Here is a 24,156-nt window from a genome sequence, read left to right as displayed (position 1 = left end):
GTACGTCCACCTACGCACGTCTACGTACTAAGCGTCTGCCTCCCGTACGCCTCAGTATGCGCACTCGTACACGAACGGGCCGCCCGACCCCGGCTGAGGTCGTGCGGCCCGCAGGTGAACCCTGGGTCGATGAGGGGTCAGTGACCGCCCTGGTCCTGGGCGCGCTTGTACGAGCGCTCGATCTCGGCCTCGGCCTCGGTACGGCCCACCCAGTCGGCGCCCTCGACGGACTTGCCGGGCTCCAGGTCCTTGTAGACCTCGAAGAAGTGCTGGATCTCCAGGCGGTCGAACTCGGAGACGTGGTGGATGTCGCGCAGGTGCTCCATCCGCGGGTCCGTCGCCGGGACGCACAGCAGCTTGTCGTCGCCGCCGGCCTCGTCCGTCATCCGGAACATGCCGATCGCGCGGCACTTGATGAGGCAGCCCGGGAAGGTCGGCTCGTCCAGGATGACCAGGGCGTCCAGCGGGTCGCCGTCCTCGCCGAGGGTGTTCTCGACGAATCCGTAGTCCGTCGGGTAGGCGGTCGAGGTGAAGAGACGACGGTCCAGACGGATCCGACCGGTCTCGTGGTCGACCTCGTACTTGTTCCGCGAACCCTTCGGAATCTCGATCGTGACGTCGAACTCCACCGGTGGCTCCTCCATGATCAACACATACGACTGGTGATACTGCTGCTCCCGGGGGACAACCCCCGGACCCCCGGCCGACCCGGTGGCCGAAGCCGCCTTGAAGTGATCACCCGGCGAGGGGGTGGTGATTAAGTGTCCCTCACGCAGGTGTGTGATCGCGAAAGGGGCTGGTCCGCGGTGCCGGAGCCGAAGGCTTCGCAGCTCTTGACGAGCGCGGCGAAGACCGCTGCCACAGCGGTGGTACGAGCGAGGACCAGGCACGTCGCGGCGGGCGCGACGGCGGTGGGCCTTGCCCTCGCCGCCGTCGTGGTGGCCACGACCGGTCCCTGGGACGCTTCCGGCCAGCGTAAGGCCGAGGCGGACCGGGCGGTCTTCCAGGCGGCCGGGGGTGGCGCAGATCACGGCGCCGCCGGTGCCAGGCCCGGCCTGCCGCCCGTCGCCCCCAGCGCCCCCGCGGTCCTGGCCGCGCCCGGCGCGACGGTGCCCGGGCCGACCCCGGGCGCCCTGGCCGACGTCCTCGACCCGCTCCTGAGGGACCCCGCGCTCGGCACGCACCGCACGGCCGCGGTCGTCGACGCCGCCACCGGCAAACGGCTGTACGGCAAGTCCGCGGGCGACGCCCTCACCCCGGCGTCCACGACCAAGCTGGCCACCGCGGTCGCGGCCCTGTCGGCGGCGGGCCCCGATCACCGCATTGCGACCCGTACGGTCCTCGACAAGGCGGCCAAGAAGCTCGTCCTGGTCGGCGGAGGGGACCCCACCCTGACGGCCCGTCAGAAGAATCCTTACGGCGCCGCCAGCCTGCGCACTCTCGCCGACAAAACGGCCGCCTCGCTCAAGGCGACCGGCACCACCGAGATCACCCTCACCTACGACACCTCCCTCTACTCCGGGCCCACGACCCACCCCATCGGCCCCAACGAGAACCTCGCCCAGGTCACCGCCCTCATGGCCGACGAGGCCCGCACCGACGACTCCTTCAGCGGCCCCGCCACGCGCGCGGTGGACCCCGCCGCTTCGGCGGCCCGCACCTTCTCCGACCTGCTGCGCGAACGCGGGATCAGGACCAAGGGCGGCGACCCGCGCGCGGGCAAGGCGCCCGACACGGCCGAGGACGTCGCCAAGGTGGCCTCGCCCCCGCTGTCCGCCCTGGTCGAACGCATGCTGACGCACAGCGACAACGACATCGCCGAGGCCCTCGCCCGGCAGGCCGCCATCGCCGCGGGGGAGAGCCACGACTTCGAGGGCGGCGGCAAGGCCGTCAAGAAGCAGCTCGGCAAGCTCGGCCTCCCGCTCGACGGCGCCCGCTTCGCCGACGGCAGCGGCCTCGACCGCGCCGACAAGATCTCCGCCGACCTGCTCACCACCCTGCTCGCCAAAGCCGCCGAACCCGGCCGCCCCGAACTGCGCTCCGTGCTCACCGGACTGCCCGTCGCGGGCTTCACCGGCACCCTCAGCAGCCGCTACGCGGACGAGGCCGACGCCTCCGGCACCGGTCTCGTCCGCGCCAAGACCGGCACCCTGACCGGCGTCAACACCCTCGCCGGCACGGTCGTCGACGCCGACGGACGCCTCCTCGTCTTCGCCTTCATGACCCAGGACGCGCCCGGCCCCCAGTCCGCCCAGGCGGGCCTCGACCGCCTCGCCTCCTCGGTCGCCGACTGCGGCTGCCGCTGAACACAGCCCCGCGCAACCCCCTCCGTGTGCGGAGGGGGTCACGTACCGTTGACGCATGACGAGCATCGGCGGCGCTGCCAGTTCAGGGATGGTCGACTGGAACCTCGCGGTGGCCACCGCGACCCGACTCGTACGACCAGGCCCGGAAGTCAGCCGCGACGAGGCACGGGCCATCGTCGCGGAGCTGCGCCGGCACGCCAAGGCATCCGAGGAGCACGTACGCGCGTACACGCGCATGGCCACCGAGGACACGCACGACACCCCCGTCCTCGTCGTGGACCGGCCCGGCTGGGTGCGCGCCAATGTCGAGGGTTTCCGCGAGATCCTCAAGCCCCTCCTCGACAAGATGCAGGAGCGCCGCTCGGGCGCGGGCGGCGCCGTGCTCGGCGCGGTCGGCGGCAAGGTCACCGGCGTCGAACTCGGCATGCTCCTGTCGTTCATGTCCTCCCGGGTCCTCGGCCAGTACGAGACGTTCGCCCCGCCCTCCCGCGACCTGCCCGCCTCGCCGACCGGCGGCGGCCGCCTCCTCCTCGTGGCGCCGAACATCGTCCACGTGGAGCGCGAGCTGGACGTCGACCCGCACGACTTCCGGCTCTGGGTCTGCCTCCACGAGGAGACGCACCGCACCCAGTTCACCGCCGTGCCCTGGCTCCGCGACCACCTGGAAGGCGAGATCCAGTCGTTCCTCGCCGAGACCGAGGTCGACCCCTCCACCTTCCTGGAGCGCATCAGGGAAGCCGCCCAGTCCCTCGCCGGCGGCCGCCCCGAGGGCGAGGAGGACGACGGCGGACGCTCCCTCGTCGAACTGGTCCAGTCCCCGGCCCAGCGCGAGATCCTCGCCCGCCTCACCGCCGTCATGTCCCTCCTCGAAGGGCACGCGGACTTCGTGATGGACGGCGTCGGCCCCGCCGTCGTGCCGACCGTCGGCGAGATCCGCGAGAAGTTCCAGCAACGCAGGCAGAAGGGCGCCTCACGGCTCGACCTCGCCCTGCGCAAGCTCCTCGGCCTCGACGCCAAGCTGCGCCAGTACCGCGACGGCGAGCGGTTCGTGCGCGCCGTCGTCGACGAGGTCGGCATGGACGGCTTCAACCGCGTCTGGACCTCGCCCAACACGCTCCCCACCAAGGCGGAGATCGCCAAACCCGCCGACTGGGTCGCGCGGGTGCACAACAAGGCGGACGGAGCTCACGACGCACCGTAGGCGGCGTCCGTTATTGCTCAGGATCACCCATCCGAGGGACCGTGGCCCCTGGGTAGGCGTGCGATGCTCAGGGAATGGCTCGGCTCTGTCACCATCAAGGCACTCTGCGTGACCGAATCCATCGGAAAACCGTTGAGCGACTGAGCCAGCTCTCTTTCTGGCGCCCACCTCCCAGACACGGAATGAAGGGAACCGGACATGGGTCCCCATCCTGCGGTCGCGGCGATACGCCTGGCGGTCCGCCGCGTACTCCACGACATCCTCAGCGCACAACCGAACCCCCCGGGCGATGAGCGGCCCCACGGCCCCCTCGTGCTCGTCGCCTGCTCCGGCGGCGCCGACTCCATGGCGCTCGCCTCCGCCCTCGCCTTCGAAGCGCCCAAACTCGGCATCCGCGCCGGTGGCATCACCGTCGACCACGGTCTGCAGCCCGGCTCCGACTCCCGGGCCGAGGATGTCGTCCTGCGTCTGACCGCCCTCGGCCTGAACCCCGCCGAGTCCGTCGCCGTCCAGGTCGGCCGCGAAGGCGGCCCCGAAGCCGCCGCCCGCGACGCCCGCTACGCCGCCCTCGACGCCGCCGCCCAGCGCCACGGCGCCGCCGCCGTCCTGCTCGGCCACACCCGTGACGACCAGGCCGAGACCGTCCTCCTCGGCCTCGCCCGCGGCTCCGGCATCCGCTCCCTGTCCGGCATGGCACCCGTCTCCGGCGGACCGGGCGCCGAAGGCCGCTACCGGCGCCCCTTCCTCCAGCTCGACCGGCAGACCGCCCGCAAGGCCTGCCTCGTCCAGCACCTGCCCGTCTGGGACGACCCGCACAACACGGACCCCGCCTACACCCGCTCCCGGCTGCGCCACGAAGGACTGCCCGCCCTGGAGAAGGCGCTCGGCAAGGGCGTCGTCGAGGCCCTCGCCCGTACGGCCCAGCTCTCCCGGGACGACGCCGACGCCCTCGACACCTGGGCGAGGGAGGCCGCGGACTCCGTACGGGACGCGGCAGGGCTCCTCGAATGCGCCAAGCTCTACGCGCTGCCGCCCGCCGTACGCCGCCGCATCCTGCGCAGAGCCGCCATCGAGGCGGGCGCCCCGGCCGGCGCGCTCTTCGCCCGTCACATCGAGGAAGTCGACCGTCTGATCACCGGCTGGCGCGGCCAGGGAGAGATCAACCTCCCGGGCAAAGTCCTCGCTCAGCGGCAGGGTGGCAGACTGGTCATCCGGCAAGGCTGACACCGCGGCTCACGTCGCGGCGGCCGGTGGGACGACCGAAAGTGATGCGGGTGGACGCGAAAGACATGGGCACCGACCTCAAGTCGGTGCTCATCACCAAGGAAGAGATCGACGCGAAGCTGGCCGAACTGGCCGCCAAGGTCGACGCGGAATACGCGGGCAAGGACCTGCTGATCGTCGGGGTCCTCAAGGGCGCCGTCATGGTCATGGCGGACCTGGCTCGCGCCCTGTCCACCCCCGTCACGATGGACTGGATGGCGGTGTCCTCCTACGGCGCGGGCACCCAGTCCTCCGGCGTCGTGCGGATCCTCAAGGACCTCGACACTGACATCAAGGGCAAGCACGTCCTGATCGTCGAGGACATCATCGACTCCGGACTGACCCTGTCCTGGCTCCTCACCAACCTCGGCTCGCGCGAGCCCGCCTCCCTCGAGGTCTGCACGCTGCTGCGCAAGCCGGAAGCGGCCAAGGTCGCTATCGACGTGAAGTGGGTCGGCTTCGACATCCCGAACGAGTTCGTCGTCGGCTACGGCCTGGACTACGCGGAGAAGTACCGCAACCTGCCGTTCGTCGGCACGCTGGCGCCGCACGTCTACGGCGGCTGAGCACCCGCGAGACGGCTGGGAACCCTTCTGGGCTCCCCGCCGTTGGAGCATGCGAAGGGTCGTTTGTCGGTCGTCCCCTGCGGCGTCGGGTGACAATGCTGGGGTACCGTCCGAAGAACAGTTCTTCAAACAGCTTCAAACAGCCTTATCAAACTCACTATGGCAGGAGGGACGGGGCGTCATCGCTCCGTATGGATGGACGTGAAGCGATACTTCCGTGGGCCGGTCATGTGGATCGTGCTGGCCGTCCTTGCCGTGGTCGTGTTGATGCAGGTCGTCGGTTCGTCCGGCGGCTACAAGACGGTGGACACCGGCCAGGTCATTCAGGCCATCAACGACAACAAGGTGGAGTCGGCCAAACTCACCACCGGCGATGAAAGCACCATCAAGGTCGAGCTGAAGGACGGCCAGAAGGTCGAGGACTCCAGCAAGATCCAGGCCAGCTACATCGGCGACCAGGGCGTCGACGTGGCCAAGAGTCTGCAGGCCAAGTTCGAGGACAAGCAGATCCCCGACGGGTACACCGTTTCCCCGTCGAAGCAGAACCCCTTCGTGGGCATCCTGCTCTCCCTGCTGCCGTTCGTCCTCATCGTCGTCGTCTTCCTGTTCCTGATGAATCAGATGCAGGGCGGCGGCTCCCGGGTCATGCAGTTCGGGAAGTCCAAGGCCAAGCTCATCACCAAGGACACCCCGAAGACGACGTTCGCCGACGTCGCCGGTTCGGACGAGGCCGTCGAGGAGCTCCACGAGATCAAGGAGTTCCTCCAGGAACCGGCCAAGTTCCAGGCCGTCGGCGCCAAGATCCCCAAGGGCGTGCTGCTCTACGGCCCGCCCGGAACCGGCAAGACGCTCCTCGCGCGCGCCGTCGCCGGTGAGGCCGGGGTCCCGTTCTACTCGATCTCCGGTTCCGACTTCGTCGAGATGTTCGTCGGTGTCGGCGCCTCCCGCGTCCGTGACCTCTTCGAGCAGGCCAAGGCGAACGCCCCGGCGATCGTCTTCGTCGACGAGATCGACGCGGTCGGCCGCCACCGCGGCGCAGGCCTCGGCGGCGGTCACGACGAGCGCGAGCAGACGCTCAACCAGCTGCTCGTCGAGATGGACGGCTTCGACGTGAAGGGCGGCGTCATCCTGATCGCCGCCACCAACCGGCCCGACATCCTCGACCCCGCGCTGCTGCGCCCCGGCCGCTTCGACCGGCAGATCGCCGTCGACCGCCCGGACATGCAGGGCCGCCTCGAGATCCTCAAGGTGCACCAGAAGGGCAAGCCCGTCGCGCCCGACGTCGACCTGTCGGCCGTCGCGCGCCGCACCCCCGGCTTCACCGGTGCCGATCTGTCGAACGTGCTGAACGAGGCCGCGCTGCTCACGGCCCGCTCGGACCAGAAGCTGATCGACAACAAGATGCTGGACGAGGCGATCGACCGCGTGGTCGCGGGCCCGCAGAAGCGGACCCGGATCATGTCGGACAAGGAGAAGAAGATCACCGCGTACCACGAGGGCGGACACGCCCTGGTCGCGGCGGCCTCCCCGAACTCCGACCCGGTCCACAAGATCACGATCCTCTCCAGAGGCCGTGCCCTCGGCTACACGATGGTGCTCCCGGACGAGGACAAGTACTCGACCACGCGCAACGAGATGCTCGACCAGCTCGCCTACATGCTGGGCGGCCGCGCGGCCGAGGAGCTCGTCTTCCACGACCCGACCACGGGTGCCGCGAACGACATCGAGAAGGCCACCGGTACGGCCCGCGCGATGGTCACGCAGTACGGCATGACCGAGCGGCTCGGCGCGATCAAGTTCGGCGGTGACAACACGGAGCCGTTCCTGGGCCGTGAGATGGGTCACCAGCGCGACTACTCGGAAGAGGTCGCCGCGCTCGTCGACGAAGAGGTCAAGAAGCTCATCGAGACCGCGCACAACGAGGCGTGGGAGATCCTCGTCGAGAACCGCGACGTCCTGGACAACCTGGTCCTCGCGCTGCTCGAGAAGGAGACGCTGAACAAGGAGGAGATCGCCGAGATCTTCACCCCGATCGTGAAGCGTCCGGCCCGCCCCGCGTGGACCGGCTCCTCCCGCCGCACCCCCTCGACCCGGCCGCCGGTGCTCTCCCCCAAGGAGCTCTCACTGACGAACGGGGCGAACGGATCGGCGCCCGCCATCGAGACCACCACCCCGGTGGACACGGTGAAGGAAGACCGCCCCGAGAGCTGACCCGAGGCGACCCGGGTCGACTCACGGCCCGGAATGAATGCCGCGTCCCCCACGCTTTACGGTGTGGGGGACGCGGCATTTGTGGTGCCGCACCTGCACATACGAGGAAGAGGCACCAGATGACCGACCCGGTGACGCTGGACGGCGAGGGCACCATCGGCGAGTTCGACGAGAAGCGCGCCGAGAACGCCGTGCGCGAACTGCTCATCGCCGTCGGTGAGGACCCCGACCGCGAGGGCCTGCGGGAGACCCCGGCCCGGGTGGCGCGCGCGTACAGGGAAATATTCGCGGGGCTGTGGCAGAAGCCCGAGGATGTCCTGACGACGACGTTCGATCTCGGCCATGACGAGATGGTCCTGGTGAAGGACATCGAGGTGCAGTCGAGCTGTGAGCACCATCTGGTCCCGTTCGTGGGCGTCGCCCACGTCGGTTACATCCCGTCGGCCGAAGGCAAGATCACGGGTCTGTCGAAGCTGGCTCGCCTCGTCGATGTGTACGCCCGCCGGCCCCAGGTCCAGGAGCGGCTGACCACGCAGATCGCGGACTCCCTCATGGAGATCCTGGAGCCGCGCGGCGTCATCGTCGTCGTCGAGTGCGAGCACATGTGCATGTCGATGCGGGGCGTGCGCAAGCACGGCGCCAAGACCATCACCTCGGCGGTGCGGGGCCAGCTGCGGGACGCGGCGACCCGTAACGAGGCGATGAGCCTGATCATCGGCCGCTGAGGCTGCTTCTCCGGCGCAGGGCCTGTGCCGTAGGAGGCGCCGGTCAGGCCGCCGGGGCCGTGCCGTCGGTGTCGTCGTCCTCCGGGAGCTTGCAGACGCGCTCCAGGAAGAGGGCCGCCGCTATCACCGCGATACCGGCGACGACCGAGAAGCCGGCGTAGATGGCTTGATCGCGGCGGGCCGGAACCTCCAGCCACTCCAGGAGGAACGCTCCGGTGCCGCCGTACATCCCGGCGACGAGCGCGGCGACCAGCGCACTGGCCTGGCCGAAGACGAGCGCCCTCGCGGCCATCATCGGGTCGACGCCCTTCGCCTCGGGGCGCCGCTCGCGCTGGGCCCTGAGCCGGGAGCGGATGGACAGCGCCGTCGCGAGCAGCACCGCGGCGATCACCGCGAGGACGATCGGCGCGGCCAGCGGCACCTTCGGCAGCGTGCCGAGGGAGTCCCACAGCCGGGCGCCGGCCCAGGACAGCACCCCGGCGGCCAGGAACAGGCCCACCAGGGTCCTGATGCGCAGTTGCTTCATCCCCGTACGTCGCCCCTCATGTGTCCTGGGCCTCGTCTTCTCGGCCTGCCCGCACGACCTTAACGATTACTCGGGCAGCCGGAGTTCCAGGTCGCCGCGCGGCGCCACTCCGTCCCGGGTCACGCCGGTGAGCAGCTCGGCGACCGGGCCGCGCCCCGGCAGCTGGGCGTCCGGCTCCACGTCGTGCCAGGGGGCGAGGACGAAGGCGCGCTCGTGGGCGCGCGGGTGCGGCAGCGTGAGCGTCGGGTCGTCGGAGACCTCGTCGGCGTAGGCGACGATGTCGACGTCGATGGTGCGCGGGCCCCAGCGCTCGTCCCGGACGCGGTGGAACGCCTCCTCGACGGCGTGGGCGCGCTCCAGGAGCGAGGCGGGCGGCAGCGTCGTCTTCAGGACCACCACCGCGTTGAAGTACGAGGGCTGGCTGCCGGGCTCGACGCCCCACGGCTCCGTCTCGTACACCGGCGAGACCGCTTTGATGCGGACGCCGGGCGTGTCCTCCAGGGCGTCGACGGCGCCTTGCAGGGTCTCCAGGCGGTTGCCCAGGTTGGCGCCGAGGGAGAGGACGGCGCGCTTGGGGTTGGAGAGGGTGGTGTCGGCGGCGTCGACCTGTTCCACCACGGAGGTCGGCACCGGTTGGACGGTCGGGTCGAACTGAGTCTGATTCATACTCGGCTCCGGGTGATGGTGACGGTCACGTCGTCGAAGGGCACGGTGATCGGGGCGTCCGGCTTGTGGACGACCACCTCGACCTCCTGCACTCCGTCGTGCTTGAGGCACGTCTGGGCGATGCGCTCCGCGAGCGTCTCGATGAGGTCGACCGGCTCGCCCCCCACGACGGCCACGACCTCCTCCGCCACGATGCCGTAGTGCACGGTCTTCGCCAGGTCGTCGTCGGCCGCGGCCGCCCGGGTGTCCAGTCCGAGCACCAGGTCCACGATGAAGGTCTGGCCCTCTTCGCGTTCCTTGGGGAAGACGCCATGGTGCCCGCGGGCCTTGAGGCCGCGCAGCGCGACACGATCCACGCGAATCACTCCTGCAGTCGTCGGTAGAGGCCGGTCCCGCCGATGTGCGGTCGACGCGATGGCCTCGATCGAATCTACCTGCGAGCACTGACAGCACTCGCCCGCGGGGGCTATGGACAGTGCGGCCCACGGCTGGTAGCCGCCCATACCCAATGAGCCCGGGAACCAACCGCGAGAAGGGATTCAGTGATTCCGCAAGAGCGATAACCACTCAGGCGAGTGGTCCGTCGTCCTCGGGGTTGTCGGTGAGGTCCTCCTCACCGGCGCTGTCGGCGAGGCGCGCGGCGTCCGTCGCGTCGTCCGACTCCGCGAGCACCGGTGAGGCGTGGTGGGACCACAGCTTCCAGCCGTCGCGAGTACGCCGGAACACGTTCGTGGCGACGACGAGCTGGCCGACGAGCGGGCCCAGCTCGTCGCTGTCGGCGGGGGCGGGGCCGCCGCTGAGGATGTTCTCCGTGCAGGTCACCAGGGCCGTGTCGGCGACGACGCTGATCCGTACGTCGGTCAGGAAGAACTGGATGTACTCGGTGTTCGCCATGATCAGCGCGTACGAGCGCAGCACCTCGCCGCGTCCGGTCAGTACCGGCCAGCCCGGGTGGACGCAGCTGATCGAGGTGTCCTCGGCGTCGTCGGGGTCCGCGTCCTCGGCGTACGAGACGTCCTCGGGCGCCAGCCACAGGGACGTCAGCTCCTCGAAGTCGCCGCGCTCCATGGCCTCGTAGTAGGCGCGGTTCGCGTCGTCGACGGCCTGCGTGTCGGTGCTGGTCACCGGGCTCCTTCGACGGCGCGGGCCACCCGGACCGCGTCGGCGGTGGCCCGGACCTCGTGGACGCGCACCGCCCAGGCGCCGGCGTGCGCGGCGATCGCCGAGACGGCGGCGGTGGCGGCGTCGCGCTCGCGCGCGGGCGGCGGGGCACCCTCCTCGCCGGCCAGGACGTGGCCGAGGAACCGCTTGCGGGAGGCCGCGACCAGGATGGGGTGGCCGAGGGCGCGCAGCTCGCCGAGGTGGCCGAGGAGGGCGAGGTCGTGCTCGGGCTCCTTGGAGAAGCCGAGGCCCGGGTCGATCACGAGGTGGTCGGGGGCGACGCCGCCCTCGATGATGGCCGCCACGCGCGCGTGCAGCTCGCCGACGACCTCGGCGACGACGTCCCGGTAGCTGCCGCGGATGGTGGCGCCCTCCAGGAAGCCGCGCCAGTGCATCACCACGAACGGCGCCTTCGCGGCGGCGACGACCGGGATCATCGCCGGGTCGGCGAGACCGCCGCTCACGTCGTTGACCAGGACCGCGCCCGCCGCGAGCGCCTGCTCGGCGACGCTGGCCCGCATGGTGTCCACGGAGACGGTGACGCCCTCGCCCGCGAGGCCGCGCACGACCGGGACGACGCGCTTGAGCTCCTCGTCCTCGTCGACCCGGGTGGCGCCGGGCCGGGTGGACTCGCCGCCGACGTCCACGAGGTCGGCGCCCTGGGCCACCAGGTCGAGGCCGTGCTTGATCGCCGCGGTGGTGTCGAACCAGCGGCCCCCGTCGGAGAAGGAGTCGGGCGTCACATTGACGACGCCCATGACCGCGCAGCGGTCCCAGACGGGGAGGTGGGCTACGTGGCCGCGGTGGACCTGCGACGTGCTCATGGCTTCCAGCCTAGAGCCGGTGTCGGTGGGCCCGCGTCGGGGTGGGCGGCTTCCGTGGGGGCGCGTGCGGTCCGCCGCCGGGTGCGGGTCCCGTCGTGGTTGCTCGCGCGGTTCCCCGCGCCCCTGACCACCTCTAGGCGGCCTGCGCGTCACGTTCCTGGGCTCTGTGGGCGCACGGGCGGGGTTCCCCGGGGGCGAGGTCGCGGATGCGCCGCACCCGGATCTCGTAGCCATGGCGCTCGATCCTTCTGACCGTCCGGCGCACATTGCGCATCGCCCGCCCGGCCAGGGAGAGATCCGCGACCTCCACCACCGCCTCGTCGCCCGGTTCGAGCGCGGTCAGGCCGGTCTCGCGGGTCCACACCTCGCCGCCGGTCTCGGAGCAGCCCATGACGGCGGGGGTCCAGGAGTGGGCCCGCGCCTCGTCCATGAAGTGCTCGATGGCGCCGGGCCAGGCCTCCACGTCACCTACGGGGTCACCGCCCGCGAGCATCACCCCGCAGACCACGCGGTAACAGACGGCCGCCTTGCCGCTCGGAGAGAAAACGACGCCCTTGTCGCGGCGCAGCGCGAAGTGGCCCAGGGAGTCGCGCGGGCCGTGCTTGTCCAGGAGGGCACGCAGTTTCGTCTCGTCCTCCTCGCTGAGGCGCGCGGCCGGCTGCTCGGGGCGGAACGCCAGGTAGACGGTGGTGAGCGCGGTGATCATGCCGAGCGCGCCCAGGGAGAACGCGACCGTGCGCGCTGTGGGGCCCGTGTAGTCGAGCGGCCCCTCGACGCCGAACAGGCCGTACAGGACGTGCTCCAGGCGCTCGGCAAGGCTCGGGCTGCCCACCATGTCGTGCGGGTGGGCGCTGACGATCGCGAGGCCGAGCAGAAGGGAACCGGCGCCCATGAGCACGAAGTTCGTGAGCGCGCGCCAGCGGCTGCGCGGGTCCGGCAGGGCGTCGAACGCGCCGCGATGCCTGGCGAGGAGCCACAGGAGCAGCAGCGGGACGACGACGCCCACGACCGAGTGGCGGTGGACGAACTGCGCGCAGGCGCCGAACGGCAGCAGCACCACGGCCGCCCGCCAGGCCCGCCGCTTGCGGCGCCGCAGTCCGTGCGCGAGCAGGAGCAGCAGGACGCCGCTGCTGAGCGCGAGGGCCGCGGCGAACGGCCCGAGCGTGCCCGGAACGACCCCGGCCGGGGTGTGCGTCCGGCTGTGCCCGAACCGCGGGAGGACGCCTGCGGCGATGTCGAGGAACCCGGCCAGGACGCAGGCCCTGGTGAGCAGGGCCGGAACGGCCTCCGGGCGCGGACCGCGCGCCAGGCGCCGCAGCCGGCCCGGGGGCAGCGCGGAGGTCGCCACGTCCTGCCCCGCGCCGCGCCCCACGCCCTGCTCCGGGCTTTTCCTGACGAACATCGCATTCCCGTGGTTCCGCGAGAAACGTGAACGCGGTGCCAAATCCGGCATCCGCGACTTGCGCCCTCTAGGACGGGATGACAGGGAGCGCGGTTCACTCCCTGTCGCAAAGTCACCGCAAACAGCTATGTGGAGCGCGGCGCGCGGCGGAGGGGCTCACTTGCCGAGCGGGGCCACCGTCTCCAGTTCGACCTCCGCGCGGGAGATGTCCCGCGCGTCCGCCGCCGTGGAACGGCGCAGCGCCTCGTGGAGCTTGGCCGGGGTCAGGACGCCGAGGAAGCGGCCCTCGGACCGGGCGTCGATCACCGCGATCCACCCCGCGTCGTGCTGGAGCATCGTCGCGAACGCCTGCTTGAGCGAGGCGCCGACCGGCAGCCACGCCTCCATGCGGCGGGCGTGGTCGCGCACGGTGCCGCCCGCGCCCCGGTCCGCCGCCGCGCGCGTGTCCTCGCCGGAGATCCAGCCGTGCAGATTGTTGTCGTGGTCCAGGACGACGGCCCAGCGGGCGTCGAGGTCCGTGGGCAGCGGGTCGTCGAGGTGGACGACGGGCGGCTGCTCCAGGTCGCCCTCCTCGATGGGCGTCACGGACAGCCGCTTGAGACCCCGGTCCGCACCGACGAAGTCGGCCACGTACGGGGTCGCGGGGGCGCCCAGGACCGCCGAGGGGGTGTCGAACTGCTCGATGCGGCCCTGCCCGTACACGGCGATGCGGTCGCCGAGGCGGACGGCCTCCTCGATGTCGTGCGTGACGAAGAGGACCGTCTTGCCGAGCGTCTGCTGCAGCCGCAGGAACTCGGTCTGCAGGTGGTCGCGGACGACCGGGTCGACGGCGCCGAACGGCTCGTCCATCAGCAGGACCGGCGGATCGGCGGCCAGGGCACGGGCCACGCCGACCCGCTGGCGCTGCCCGCCCGAGAGCTGCTCCGGATAGCGGTCGCCGAACGTCTTCGGGTCCAGGCCCACCAGGTCGAGCAGTTCGGCGGCGCGCTCGCGGGCGGTGGCGCGCTTGACGCCGAGCAGGTGCGGCACGGTCGCCGTGTTGTCGAGCACCGTCTTGTGGGGGAAGAGGCCCACCTGCTGAATGACGTAGCCGATACGGCGCCGCAACTGGACGGGGTCGATCGCGGATATGTCGTCGCCGTCGAGGAATATCCGGCCCTCGGTGGGCTCGATCAGCCGGTTCACCATTTTCATCGTCGTGGTCTTGCCACAGCCCGAGGGGCCGACGAGGGTGACCAGTTCGCCCTCGTTCACCTCGAAGGACAGGTCGTCGACGGCAGTGGTGCCGTCCGCGTACCGCTTGCTGACGTGCTCGAACCGGATCATGAGACCCCATTCTGCCGCGCCGCGGCGCCGACGGACACGGCCCGGCAAGGCAGTCGTGTGAAGGGAATGTTGCGGGGAGGGGACGGGTATCGGCCATTGTCAGTGCTGCCCGCTAGGGTCGTCGACAGTCGGAAAGGATGCGTGCTGTCGTACGGATCACTGACATACGTTCGGGGAAGCGGGGGAGGTGGGCGGGGTGAGCGAGCAGAACTGCCTGGTGGCCAATGACTGGGTGTGCGGGGAGTATCTGCGCACCCGCGGCCAGGAATTGGTGGACGCGACCGTCCAGCACATCGGGATCACCGTCGCCTCGGTGGTGATCGGCGTCCTGATCGCCTTCCCGCTCGCGCTGCTCGCCCGCCACAAGCGGGCTTTCGCGGGCCCGGTGCTCGGGCTGACGACAGTGGTCTACTCGATTCCCTCGCTGGCGATGTTCTCGCTGCTGCTGCCCCTTTTCGGGCTGTCGGCCTCCCTTGTGGTCACCGGACTCGTCCTGTATTCGCTGACGATTCTCGTGCGCAACATTCTGGCCGGGCTGCAGGCGGTGCCGGACGAGGCCAGAGAGGCCGCGCGCGGCATGGGGTACGGGCCGCTGCGGCTGCTGTGGGAGGTGGAACTGCCGCTGGCGCTGCCCGCGTTGCTCGCGGGCGTGCGCATCGCGACGGTCTCCACGGTGGCGCTGACGACGGTCGGCGCGATCGTCGACTACGGCGGCCTCGGCACGCTGATCCTCGACGGCCTCGACAGTGACTTCAAGGCGCAGGTGCTGACCGCCTCGGTGCTCTGCGTGGTGCTCGCGATCCTCGCGGACCTGCTGCTCCTCGGCGTGCAGCGGTGGCTGACCCCGTGGACGCGGGTGGCGGCCGGCCGGTCCTCGCGCAGGAACCGAATACGGGAAGACGGCGCGGTCCCGGGTCCGGCCTCGGCCCCGGTGGAGCCGGAGAAGGTGGCATGAACGCGATATCGGGGGCATGGGACTGGCTGAGCACGGGCGCCAACTGGCAGGGCGAGAAGGGGGTGTGGCACCGCCTCGCCGAGCATCTGTACTTCAGCGGTGTCGCACTCGCGGTCGCCTGCCTGATCGCGCTGCCGCTCGCCCTCTGGCTCGGGCACATCGGCAAGGGCGGCGCCCTCGCGATCAACGTGTCGAACGTGGGGCGCGCGGTACCGACGCTCGCCGTCCTGGTCCTGCTGACCCTGACCCCGCTGGGCCGCCACGGTGACGCGCCGACGCTGATCGCCCTGGTCCTGTTCGCGGTGCCGCCGCTGCTGACCAACGCGTACGTGGGGATGCGCGAGGTCGACCGCTCGGTGGTGGAGGCGGCGCGCGGCATGGGCATGAGCGGCCGCCAGGTCTTCGCCCGGGTCGAGCTGCCGCTGGCGTACCCGCTGGTGATGACCGGGCTGCGCTCGGCGGCGGTGCAGGTGATCGCGACGGCGACGCTGGCGGCGATGGCCGGCGAGGGCGGTCTCGGCCGGATCATCACGGCCGGGTTCAACCTCCAGGACACGCCCCAGGTGGTCGCGGGAGCCGTGCTTGTGGCCGCGCTCGCGCTGCTGGTGGAAGGCGTGTTCGTGGCGCTGGGACGGGTGCTCGACCCCATGCGGGGCCGGGCGTGAAGGCAACTAGGAGAGCGATGAACAGCAGGACGCGTCGAATGGCTCTGGCCGCCGTGGCGGTCGCGGCGCTGACCGCGGGTGTCACCGCGTGCGGCGGCGACAGCCTGGAGGGCAAGGACGATTCGGGGAGCGCGGGTGACGGCGGCAAGAAGGGCAAGGTCGTCATCGGCGCCGCGAGTTTCACCGAGGCCAAGGTCCTCGGCGAGCTGTACCGGCAGATATTGTCCGACGCCGGGTACGACGCCTCGGTCAAGACGGTCGAGAACCGGGAGATCTACGAGCCGCAGCTCTCCAAGGGCGCCATCGACGTGGTGCCCGAATACGCGGCGACGCTCGCCGAATTCCTCAACCTGAAGAAGAACGGCTCGGACGCGAAGCCCGTCGCCTCCAGCGATGTCGACGCCACGGTCGCGGCGCTGCGCAAGCTCGCCGAGCCGGAGGGGCTGAAGGTTCTCGACCCGGGCGAGGCCGTCGACCAGAACGCGTTCGCGGTGAGCGAGAGCTTCGCGAAGAAGCACAGCCTCAAGACGCTTTCCGATCTCGGGAAGTCGGGCGAGAAGGTCAAGATCGCGGCCGGTGACGAATGCGAGGAGCGGCCGTTCTGCGCGCCGGGCCTGGAGAAGACCTACGGCATCGACGTCACGGGAATCGACCCCAAGGGCGTCGGCACCACGCAGTCCAAGCAGGCCGTGAAGAACGGCACGGATCAGCTGGTCCTGACCACCACGACCGACGCGACGCTGAAGAACTTCGGCCTCGTTCTCCTGGAGGACGACAAGAAGCTGCAGAACGCGGACAACATCATTCCGGTGGTGAACGCGAAGGACGCGGGTGACAAGGGGATATCCGACGTTCTCGGGAAGCTGACGCAGACGCTCACCACGGACGACCTCATCGAGTTGAACCGCAAGGTCGACGCCGAGCGCCAGAAGGAAGCGGATGTCGCGAAGGACTATCTCGAGTCCAAGGACCTCATCGGTAAATGATCTTGAAGGCGCGTCGAAGGCGCGGGAGGGAACGGAACGGGCGGTCAGGGCGTCTTCTGGTGTGAGTCCGGTGCTTTCTGCGCCGCCTGTGCCCGAATTTTGCCGGGCGGGGCTTCAGGATTCGCCTACGCGCGGTAAGTTTCTGGCCATGCCACGTGGACGTCACCGCCATTCCCCACCCCTGCACCGGCTGCTGCCTCCTTCGGTGATCGCCGGTGTACCCCTCGTCTGCGCGGGCGGCGTCTGGCTGTCCGACGATCCGCTCGTGCTCCGCGGGATCACCGCCGCCGCCGCGGCCGCCGCCGTCATCGGCGCCGTGGTCATGCGGCGCTGGGACCGGCTCGCGGGCAAGCAGGTCGCCGAGCTGACCCGGGGCGCCGCCAGCGAGCGCTGGCGGCACGAGGAGGCGGTGGCGGAGCTGGAGGGCGACCTCGAGGAGTCCCGCGAGCTGCGCCTCAAGCTGGAGGCCAAGCTGCGCGCGAAGCGGTCCGAGCTGGCGGGGCTGCGCAACGAGCACGCGGCGCTGCTGCGCCGGTACGCCAACGCCGAGACGGAGCGGGCCAGCGCCCTGGAGGGCCGGCGCCGCCTCGCCATAGAGGCCACCACCCCGGCCAAGGCGCTGCCCGCGGTGGCCGGCGGCCCGACCACCCCGCTCCTGTACCTGCGGGCCAACGCGGCGCTCGACCGCCTCGCCCGCCCCGAGCCCAAGCCGGCTTCGGAGGCCGATTCGCAGGGGAAGCCCCGCGCGGCGTCCGGCCACTACACCGTGCCGGCCGCCGCGGCGGTGGTGCCCGCGGCGCCCGCGCGGAGGGTTCCGCAGGGCGGCTTCGACTTCTTCGGCACGAGCGGCTCCCCGGAGGGCTCCGAGGACGGCCGCGCGGACGGCCCCGCGGCCGGCTCCGCGGACGGCTCCGCCGGTAAGCCGGACGAGGACCTGGCCGACGTCATCGGCGACGAGGCGCTCGCGGAGCAGGAACGGGAGCGCGGACGGGCGCGGGGCCACGAGGCCCCCGAGCCGGACTCCACGGAGACCAAGGACGTCGCGGAGCAGAAAGTCATCGATCTGACCGCTCACGACGAGACCGAGCAGATCGACGTCGGTGACCTGAGGTCGGCGCTGCGGGCCTGAGAGCCCGTGTCATCTCCCCGGCAGCCGGAAACGGCCCGCTGATCGCGCGTGAGGCGCCCTACTTCTCGTAGGGCGCCTTCACTTTTGGCTCATCCACCGGTCGGGACGCGCCTCCCGGCGCCCCGTACGGGACCGGTCCGCCTGGGCGCGCAACAGCTCCGACGCCTCCTGGACGTCCCGCAGGCGGGCCGTCACCGTCTTGTTGGCGCCGGTGTCGAGGTGCAGGTCGGCGACGCGCAGGCACCGTTCCCACGGGCCCTGGGTGACGCGCACGCTCTGCACCTTGGCGTGCGGGACGAGCGAGACGTGGCGGCGCAGCAGCCCATGGCGCGCGGCGAACGCGGTCTCCGTGACGGCGACCCCGTACGCCCGCCACCACAGCGGCACGCACCAGCGGCCGCGCCGGGGCGCGGGCGTGAAGTCGCCGGGCTTGGGGACGGCGACGCCCGGCAGGATCCGCGCGATGACGTCCTCGGCGTGCGCGCGCGGGGCGACGGGCACGAGGACGGAGTTGGCGGAACCGGCGACGTGCAGTTCGACGCGGACCCAGCCGCGCCGCCGCCACAGCAGCGGTTCGACGAGGCGGACGGTCTGCACGCGGCCCGGCGGCACCGTCTCGTGCGCCCGGTCGAGCAGCCCGTGGTCGATGCGGAGCCCGTCCTGGGACTCGCCGACCGTCCAGTCGTACTCGGTGATGAAGCGGCCCGCGCTGTGCGTGAACGCGGCACCCGCCAGCGGCACCCCGGCCGCGATCACCGTCCACAGGTTGTGGGTGAGGAACCAGAGGAAGGCCGGTACGACGAGCGCGGCGAGCAGCATCGCCCAGGGCGCGCCCGTCAGGAGCAGCGCCACCGCGAGCGTGCGCGGGGGCGTGTGCAGAAGCTGGCGCGCGGGCGCCTCGCCCACTTCGTGCGCCGATTCGGGGGCGAAACCGGCCGCCCTTGCGAGCAGTTCGGCGCGCAGGTCGCGCGCCTCCTTCTCGCCCAGGAAGGACAGCTCGTCCTTCTTGTCGGTGCCCACCACGTCGAGCTTCAGCTTGGCGACGCCGAGGAGGCGGGCCATGAGCGGCTGGGTGATGTCGACGGCCTGGAGCCGGTCGAGCCGGATGTGCGCCGTACGGCGGAAGAGCAGGCCCGTACGGATGCGCAGCTCGGTGTCGGTCACCGCGAAATGCGTGAACCACCAGGTGAGGAACCCGTACAGGGCGGCCGCGGGCACCAGGACGGCGAGCCCGATGAACAGGGTGGCCCCGGTCAGGTGGGCGAGCTGGCGCTGGGCCTGGTCCATGTCGTGCACGGCCCAGCCGAGCAGCACGGCGATCGGCGCCCAGGCCCGCCGGAACGGTGTGACGGGGTGCAGCCGCCGCTCCCGCAGGGTGCCGGCCGCGGCCGCGGGTGCCACGTCCCCGGCCCGGGGCGCGCCCGTCACAGCCCCGCCGATCGGGCCTCGCCCAGCTCCGTGAGACGGTCGCGCAGGCGCTCCGCCTCGGACGGGCTCAGGCCGGGGACGGTGGCGTCGGTGGCGGCGGCCGCGGTGTGCAGTTGCAGGCTGGCCAGGCCGAACTTCCGCTCGAGGGGTCCCGAGGTCACCTCGACGAGCTGCATGCGCCCGTACGGCACGATCGTTTCCTCACGCCACAGGACACCGCGGCTGATGAGCAGGTCGTCGGCGCGCTCGGCGTAGCGCCACGAGCGCCAGTTGCGGCCGAGCATCGGCCAGCCCCAGGCGAGCACGGCGAGCGGAAGGAGCGCGAAGGCCGCCCAGGGCGGGCCCGCGGTGAGCGCGAGGAGCACCCCGATGACGATCGCGGTCGGCAGCAGCCAGAGCACGAGCAGCAGTCTGCGCAGCTTCAGCAGCCCTGGTGGCAGCCCCGTCCACACCGGCCCGTCCCCCGGCGCCCCGGACCGCGCCGGGCCACTGCCCGCCAGGCCGACCGCTGGGCTGTCCGCCGGGCCGTCCGCCGGGCCGTCCGCCGGGTCTATGCCGCCTGTGGTCCCCGTCATCCCCGTTTCCATGCGTCCACCCTACGTAGGAGAGACTGTCCGCATGACGCCCACGACTCAGGCCACGGTCGGCATCGGTGGTGCCGCGGAGAGCACGGACATGGTGCTCAACATCGGTCCGCAGCACCCGTCCACCCACGGCGTGCTGCGCCTGCGTCTCGTGCTCGACGGCGAGCGGATCCAGCACGCGGAGCCGGTCATCGGCTATATGCACCGCGGCGCGGAGAAGCTCTTCGAGGCGCGCGACTACCGGCAGATCGTGATGCTGGCCAACCGCCACGACTGGCTGTCCGCGTTCTCCAACGAGCTGGGCGTCGTGCTCGCCGTCGAGCGGATGCTGGGCATGGAGGTCCCCGAGCGGGCCGTCTGGCTGCGGACGCTGCTCGCCGAGCTGAACCGGATCCTCAACCATCTGATGTTCCTGGGTTCGTACCCGCTCGAACTGGGCGGAATCACCCCGGTCTTCCACGCCTTCCGCGAGCGCGAAGAGCTGCAGAACGTCATGGAGGAGGTCTCCGGCGGCCGCATGCACTACATGTTCAACCGGGTCGGCGGCCTCAAGGAGGACCTGCCGCTCGGCTGGACGACACGCGCGCGTGCCGCCGTCGCGGACGTGCGCTCCAGGATGGACGTCTACGACCGTCTCGTCCTCGGCAACGAGATCTTCCGGGGCCGTACGCGCGGCGTCGGAGTCCTGTCCGCGGAGGCCGCGCACTCCTACGGGGTCAGCGGCCCGATCGCCCGCGCGTCCGGCGTCGACTTCGACCTGCGCCGCGACGAGCCGTACCTCGCCTATGGGGAGCTCCAGGACACCCTGAAGGTCGTCACGCGGCAGGAAGGCGACTGCCTCGCGCGCTTCGAGTGCCTCCTCGAACAGTCCCACGTCGCCCTCGATCTCGCCGACGCCTGCCTCGACCGGCTCGCCGAACTCCCGCCGGGCCCGGTCAACCAGCGCCTCCCGAAGGTTCTGAAGGCGCCCGAGGGCCACACGTACGCGTGGACGGAGAACCCGCTCGGCATCAACGGCTACTACCTCGTCAGCAAGGGCGAGAAGACGCCGTACCGGCTCAAGCTGCGCTCCGCCTCGTACAACAACATCCAGGCGCTCGCCGAACTGCTGCCCGGGACGCTGGTCGCCGACATGGTGGCGATCCTCGGGTCACTGTTCTTCGTCGTCGGCGACATCGACAAGTAGGCCGGCCGCCGGTTCCGGGACGTGCACGGGTTCGAGCAGCCAGCCGAAGTCGCCGAGCCCGCCCCGGGCCGTCAGCTCCGCCGCCTCTCCCGCCCGCGTAAGGGCCCGGACGTACGCCGCCGGGTCCTCGGACGCCAGAGTCAGCGGCGGGCGCCCTGAGGCGACGCCCAGGGCGCGCAGGGCCGTCCGCTGTGAGACGACGCGGGCCCCGGGCGTCACCGCGCACGCGTCGAGCGCCACGTGTGCCGTGATGTCGCAGGAGCCGTCCGGCACCGGAGCGGTCTCGCGGCCGTCCCGGAACCCCGTGAGCGTGCCGAACGGCGGGCGTGCCCCGCGCGCGTGGGCGTAGTCGACGGCGACCGCGAGGCCGCGCTCCAGCGAGCGGACGGCCGCCTCCCACGCCTCGTCGCGCGCCAGGCCGACCTCGGCGCGCGTTCCCGGCTCGGCGGGCAGCGGCCACCAGGCGTCCAGCCAGCGCCGCGTGGCGTCGTCCAGGGGCGCGGTGCCCAGGTGCTCCCCGCCGTCCTGCCGTACGAGGACGAGCCGGGCCGTGCCGTCCTCGTCCGCCTCGACGACGTCCAGGGGCACGTTGTCGAGCCACTCGTTGGCGAAGAGGAGGCCGGTGATCCCGGCGGGCGGTTCGGGGCGCCACTCGATCCGCCGATCGAGACCGGCGGGGCGGTCGGCCTTCTCCACCGCGCAGGCACGCACGCGTGCGGCCACCTTTTCCGGAAGCGCGGCAAGGACGCCCGTGACGAGTTCGCCGCGCCCGGCCGCCATGTCGACGAAGGTCAGCTCGTCCGGTTCGCCGAGCGCCGCGTCGACCCGGCACAGCAACGCGGCCACCGCGCCCGCGAACAAGGGCGACGCGTGGACCGACGTACGGAAGTGCCCGGCGGGCCCCTCGGGCCTGCGGTAGAAGCCGTACGGGCCGTACAGCGCCTCGTCCATGGCGGCGCGCCAGCCGCGTCCCGCGCCCTCTTGTGCGTTGCTCACGCCCGAAGGCTAAGCGCAGGGGGCGCATGCGCCTCCACCTTGCGGAGTACGCGCGCCCGGTCCGGATCGGCCCTCCGGTTGACCCCGGCACCCCTCGGGCCTGCCTACTCTGGGTTACGTGCAGCGCCTCTACGACTTCCTCCGCAGACACCCGACGTGGGTCGACGGCTTCTGGGCCGTGATCCTGCTCGGGATCTCGGTGGCGAGCGGCACCACCGCGAACGGCTCGCCGCCGCGCGGGAACGAGGCGGTGTCGATCGGCTGTGCCGTCGTGCTCTCCCTGGTCGTGGCCTTGCGCCGGCGTATGCCGGAGAAGATGCTCGTGCTCGCGATCGTCGCGGGCCTCGCCCAGCTGGTCTTCGACGCGCGGACCAACCCGTCCGACTTCGCCATGCTGGTGATCATCTACACGGTCGCCGTGAGCGGCGCCCGCTGGGCCTCCCGGCTCGCGCTGATCGGCGGCCTGTGCGCGGCGCCGCTCGCCGAGCTGCGCTGGCCCACGATGTCCTCCAGCGGCGCCGGGCACATCGCGGTGACCGTCTTCCAGATGGTGCCCTTCGCCCTGGCCTGGGTGCTCGGCGACTCGTTGCGCACCCGCCGCGCCTATCTGGCGCAGCTGGAGGAGCGCGCGAACCGCCTGGAGAAGGAGCGCGAGGCGCAGTCGAAGGTCGCGGTTGCCGCCGAACGGGCGCGGATCGCCCGCGAGTTGCACGACGTCGTCGCGCACAACGTGTCGGTGATGGTGGTGCAGGCCGACGGCGCCGCCTACGTCCTCGACCAGGCGCCGGACCAGGCCAGGAAGGCCCTGGAGACCATCTCGGGCACGGGCCGCCAGGCGCTCGCCGAGATGCGCCGGCTGCTCGGCGTGCTGCGCACCGGTGAGCACGAGGAGGGCGGCGAATATGTGCCGCAGCCCGACGTCGAGCAGATCGAGGACCTCGTCGAGCAGGTCCGCACGGCGGGCCTCCCGGTCGACTTCAAGGTGGAGGGCACCCCGCGCCCGCTGCCCAGCGGCGTCGAGCTGACCGCCTACCGCATCGTGCAGGAGGCGCTCACCAACACCCGCAAGCACGGCGGCCCGAACGCGGGCGCGAGCGTCCGCCTCGTCTACTTCGACGACGGTCTCGGCCTGCTCGTGGAGGACGACGGCAAGGGCGCCCCGCACGAGCTGTACGAGGACGGCGGCGCCGACGGCCGCGGCCACGGCCTCATCGGTATGCGGGAGCGCATCGGTATGGTCGGCGGCACGCTGGACGCGGGCCCGCGCCCCGGCGGTGGGTTCCGTATCAGCGCCCTGCTGCCTTTGAAGCCCGCCCATTGACACGTACAAGCAACCCGACCCCACAAGTCGCCACGAGATGTGAGGACCCGCCCGATGTCGATCAAGGTCATGCTCGTCGACGACCAGGTGCTGCTGCGCACCGGCTTCCGGATGGTCCTTGCCGCGCAGCCGGACATGGAGGTCGTCGCCGAGGCGGGCGACGGCGTCGAGGCGCTGGAGGTGCTGCGCGCGACGGCGGTGGACGTGGTCCTCATGGACGTCCGTATGCCGAAGCTCGACGGCGTGGAGACGACGCGGCGGATCTGCGCGGACCCGAACCCGCCGAAGGTGCTGATCCTCACCACGTTCGACCTCGACGAGTACGCCTTCTCCGGCCTCAAGGCGGGCGCCTCCGGCTTCATGCTCAAGGACGTGCCGCCGGGCGAGCTGCTCACCGCGATCCGCTCCGTGCACAGCGGCGACGCGGTCGTCGCCCCGTCGACGACGCGCCGCCTGCTCGACCGGTTCGCGCCGATGCTGCCCAGCGGCGCCAAGGAGCCGCAGGCCGCCGAGCTGGAGCGGCTCACCGAGCGCGAGCGCGAGGTGATGGTCCTCGTCGCCCAGGGCCTGTCCAACGGCGAGATCGCGGCGCACCTGGTGCTCTCCGAAGCCACCGTGAAGACGCACGTCGGCCGCATCCTCACCAAGCTGGGCCTGCGCGACCGCGTCCAGGTCGTCGTCCTCGCCTATGAGACGGGGCTCGTCCGCGCGGGCGGGCGCTGAGCCACG

Annotated in this window: 23 protein-coding genes and 1 pseudogene; 13 read left to right on the top strand and 11 right to left on the bottom strand. The window is 71.4% G+C overall.

Features of this window, described 5'->3' with window-relative positions; all coding sequences use genetic code 11:
* Positions 1 to 137: 137 nt before the first annotated feature.
* Entirely contained in the window at positions 138 to 629 is a 492-nt protein-coding gene (locus C1N81_RS22660; RefSeq protein WP_111662754.1) for an inorganic diphosphatase, read from the bottom strand.
* A gap of 177 nt (positions 630 to 806) precedes the next feature.
* Here C1N81_RS22660 and dacB point away from each other — a divergent pair, with 177 nt between their 5' ends.
* The 6 genes from dacB (at position 807) to folE (ending at position 8,272) form a co-directional block, all read left to right on the top strand.
* On the top strand, positions 807 to 2,306 hold the full coding sequence (dacB, locus tag C1N81_RS22655; protein WP_394431895.1) for a D-alanyl-D-alanine carboxypeptidase/D-alanyl-D-alanine endopeptidase: 1,500 nt from the start codon (positions 807 to 809) through the stop codon (positions 2,304 to 2,306).
* 55 nt (positions 2,307 to 2,361) lie between these two features.
* The gene (locus tag C1N81_RS22650; protein WP_394431894.1) at positions 2,362 to 3,507 is read left to right on the top strand and encodes a zinc-dependent metalloprotease; all 1,146 of its coding nucleotides are present in this window, start codon (positions 2,362 to 2,364) and stop codon (positions 3,505 to 3,507) included.
* A 198-nt stretch (positions 3,508 to 3,705) separates the two neighbouring features.
* Entirely contained in the window at positions 3,706 to 4,731 is a 1,026-nt protein-coding gene (gene tilS, locus C1N81_RS22645) for a tRNA lysidine(34) synthetase TilS (protein ID WP_394431892.1), read from the top strand.
* Between the two features lie 44 nt (positions 4,732 to 4,775).
* Positions 4,776 to 5,336, top strand: a complete 561-nt coding sequence (hpt, locus tag C1N81_RS22640; protein WP_043244364.1) for a hypoxanthine phosphoribosyltransferase — start codon at positions 4,776 to 4,778, stop codon at positions 5,334 to 5,336.
* Between the two features lie 195 nt (positions 5,337 to 5,531).
* The gene (gene ftsH / locus C1N81_RS22635; protein WP_394431889.1) at positions 5,532 to 7,547 is read left to right on the top strand and encodes an ATP-dependent zinc metalloprotease FtsH; all 2,016 of its coding nucleotides are present in this window, start codon (positions 5,532 to 5,534) and stop codon (positions 7,545 to 7,547) included.
* Positions 7,548 to 7,666: 119 nt separating this feature from the next.
* On the top strand, positions 7,667 to 8,272 hold the full coding sequence (gene folE, locus C1N81_RS22630; protein WP_394431887.1) for a GTP cyclohydrolase I FolE: 606 nt from the start codon (positions 7,667 to 7,669) through the stop codon (positions 8,270 to 8,272).
* A 43-nt stretch (positions 8,273 to 8,315) separates the two neighbouring features.
* Here the strand turns inward: folE and C1N81_RS22625 are convergent, their stop codons facing one another.
* The 7 genes and pseudogenes from C1N81_RS22625 to C1N81_RS22595 all read right to left on the bottom strand — a co-directional run bounded on the left by C1N81_RS22625 (position 8,316) and on the right by C1N81_RS22595 (position 14,177).
* Positions 8,316 to 8,798: a DUF3180 domain-containing protein gene (locus C1N81_RS22625; RefSeq protein WP_394431885.1), complete on the bottom strand. Its 483-nt coding sequence runs from the start codon at positions 8,796 to 8,798 to the stop codon at positions 8,316 to 8,318.
* Between the two features lie 66 nt (positions 8,799 to 8,864).
* Positions 8,865 to 9,464, bottom strand: a complete 600-nt coding sequence (gene folK / locus C1N81_RS22620; RefSeq protein ID WP_394431883.1) for a 2-amino-4-hydroxy-6-hydroxymethyldihydropteridine diphosphokinase — start codon at positions 9,462 to 9,464, stop codon at positions 8,865 to 8,867.
* Positions 9,461 to 9,820: a dihydroneopterin aldolase gene (folB, locus tag C1N81_RS22615; RefSeq protein WP_394431881.1), complete on the bottom strand. Its 360-nt coding sequence runs from the start codon at positions 9,818 to 9,820 to the stop codon at positions 9,461 to 9,463. The genes folK and folB overlap by 4 nt, the downstream gene beginning before the upstream one ends.
* Positions 9,821 to 10,031: 211 nt before the next feature.
* On the bottom strand, positions 10,032 to 10,589 hold the full coding sequence (locus C1N81_RS22610) for a nuclear transport factor 2 family protein (RefSeq protein WP_394431879.1): 558 nt from the start codon (positions 10,587 to 10,589) through the stop codon (positions 10,032 to 10,034).
* On the bottom strand, positions 10,586 to 11,449 hold the full coding sequence (gene folP / locus C1N81_RS22605) for a dihydropteroate synthase (protein ID WP_394431877.1): 864 nt from the start codon (positions 11,447 to 11,449) through the stop codon (positions 10,586 to 10,588). Before folP ends, C1N81_RS22610 begins: the two co-directional genes overlap by 4 nt.
* Before the next feature lie 184 nt (positions 11,450 to 11,633).
* Positions 11,634 to 12,851: pseudogene (locus C1N81_RS22600) on the bottom strand (phosphatidylglycerol lysyltransferase domain-containing protein); the annotation flags it as partial.
* A gap of 156 nt (positions 12,852 to 13,007) precedes the next feature.
* The gene (locus C1N81_RS22595) at positions 13,008 to 14,177 is read right to left on the bottom strand and encodes an ABC transporter ATP-binding protein (RefSeq protein WP_394431875.1); all 1,170 of its coding nucleotides are present in this window, start codon (positions 14,175 to 14,177) and stop codon (positions 13,008 to 13,010) included.
* A 196-nt stretch (positions 14,178 to 14,373) separates the two neighbouring features.
* On the opposite strand from C1N81_RS22595, the gene C1N81_RS22590 reads away from it, so the two are divergent.
* The 4 genes from C1N81_RS22590 to C1N81_RS22575 all read left to right on the top strand — a co-directional run bounded on the left by C1N81_RS22590 (position 14,374) and on the right by C1N81_RS22575 (position 17,912).
* The gene (locus C1N81_RS22590; protein ID WP_394431873.1) at positions 14,374 to 15,132 is read left to right on the top strand and encodes an ABC transporter permease; all 759 of its coding nucleotides are present in this window, start codon (positions 14,374 to 14,376) and stop codon (positions 15,130 to 15,132) included.
* Entirely contained in the window at positions 15,129 to 15,797 is a 669-nt protein-coding gene (locus C1N81_RS22585) for an ABC transporter permease (RefSeq protein WP_394431871.1), read from the top strand. The genes C1N81_RS22590 and C1N81_RS22585 overlap by 4 nt, the downstream gene beginning before the upstream one ends.
* Positions 15,798 to 15,814: 17 nt before the next feature.
* The gene (locus C1N81_RS22580) at positions 15,815 to 16,783 is read left to right on the top strand and encodes an ABC transporter substrate-binding protein (RefSeq protein WP_394431869.1); all 969 of its coding nucleotides are present in this window, start codon (positions 15,815 to 15,817) and stop codon (positions 16,781 to 16,783) included.
* Positions 16,784 to 16,931: 148 nt separating this feature from the next.
* Complete coding sequence (locus tag C1N81_RS22575; protein WP_394431867.1) at positions 16,932 to 17,912, top strand: coiled-coil domain-containing protein; 981 nt, start codon at positions 16,932 to 16,934, stop codon at positions 17,910 to 17,912.
* Between the two features lie 78 nt (positions 17,913 to 17,990).
* Here C1N81_RS22575 and C1N81_RS22570 read toward each other — a convergent pair whose 3' ends face one another.
* Positions 17,991 to 19,340 carry a PH domain-containing protein gene (locus C1N81_RS22570; protein ID WP_394431866.1) on the bottom strand — a complete coding sequence of 450 codons (1,350 nt, stop codon included), beginning with the start codon at positions 19,338 to 19,340 and terminating at the stop codon, positions 17,991 to 17,993.
* Positions 19,337 to 19,927, bottom strand: a complete 591-nt coding sequence (locus C1N81_RS22565) for a PH domain-containing protein (protein ID WP_394431864.1) — start codon at positions 19,925 to 19,927, stop codon at positions 19,337 to 19,339. Before C1N81_RS22565 ends, C1N81_RS22570 begins: the two co-directional genes overlap by 4 nt.
* Positions 19,928 to 19,958: 31 nt before the next feature.
* Between C1N81_RS22565 and C1N81_RS22560 the strand changes: the two genes are divergently transcribed.
* Positions 19,959 to 21,110 carry an NADH-quinone oxidoreductase subunit D gene (locus C1N81_RS22560; RefSeq protein ID WP_394431862.1) on the top strand — a complete coding sequence of 384 codons (1,152 nt, stop codon included), beginning with the start codon at positions 19,959 to 19,961 and terminating at the stop codon, positions 21,108 to 21,110.
* On the opposite strand, the gene C1N81_RS22555 is transcribed toward C1N81_RS22560, so the two are convergent.
* Entirely contained in the window at positions 21,075 to 22,061 is a 987-nt protein-coding gene (locus C1N81_RS22555) for an SAM-dependent methyltransferase (protein ID WP_394438154.1), read from the bottom strand. The genes C1N81_RS22560 and C1N81_RS22555 overlap by 36 nt on opposite strands.
* Positions 22,062 to 22,224: 163 nt before the next feature.
* Here C1N81_RS22555 and C1N81_RS22550 point away from each other — a divergent pair, with 163 nt between their 5' ends.
* Positions 22,225 to 23,427, top strand: a complete 1,203-nt coding sequence (locus C1N81_RS22550) for a sensor histidine kinase (RefSeq protein WP_394431860.1) — start codon at positions 22,225 to 22,227, stop codon at positions 23,425 to 23,427.
* A 54-nt stretch (positions 23,428 to 23,481) separates the two neighbouring features.
* Positions 23,482 to 24,150, top strand: a complete 669-nt coding sequence (locus C1N81_RS22545; RefSeq protein WP_394431858.1) for a response regulator — start codon at positions 23,482 to 23,484, stop codon at positions 24,148 to 24,150.
* The last annotated feature ends 6 nt before the right edge of the window (positions 24,151 to 24,156 follow it).

This window comes from Streptomyces sp. SGAir0957, from assembly GCF_043523415.1.
This window is presented reverse-complemented; position numbering and strand designations above follow the sequence as displayed.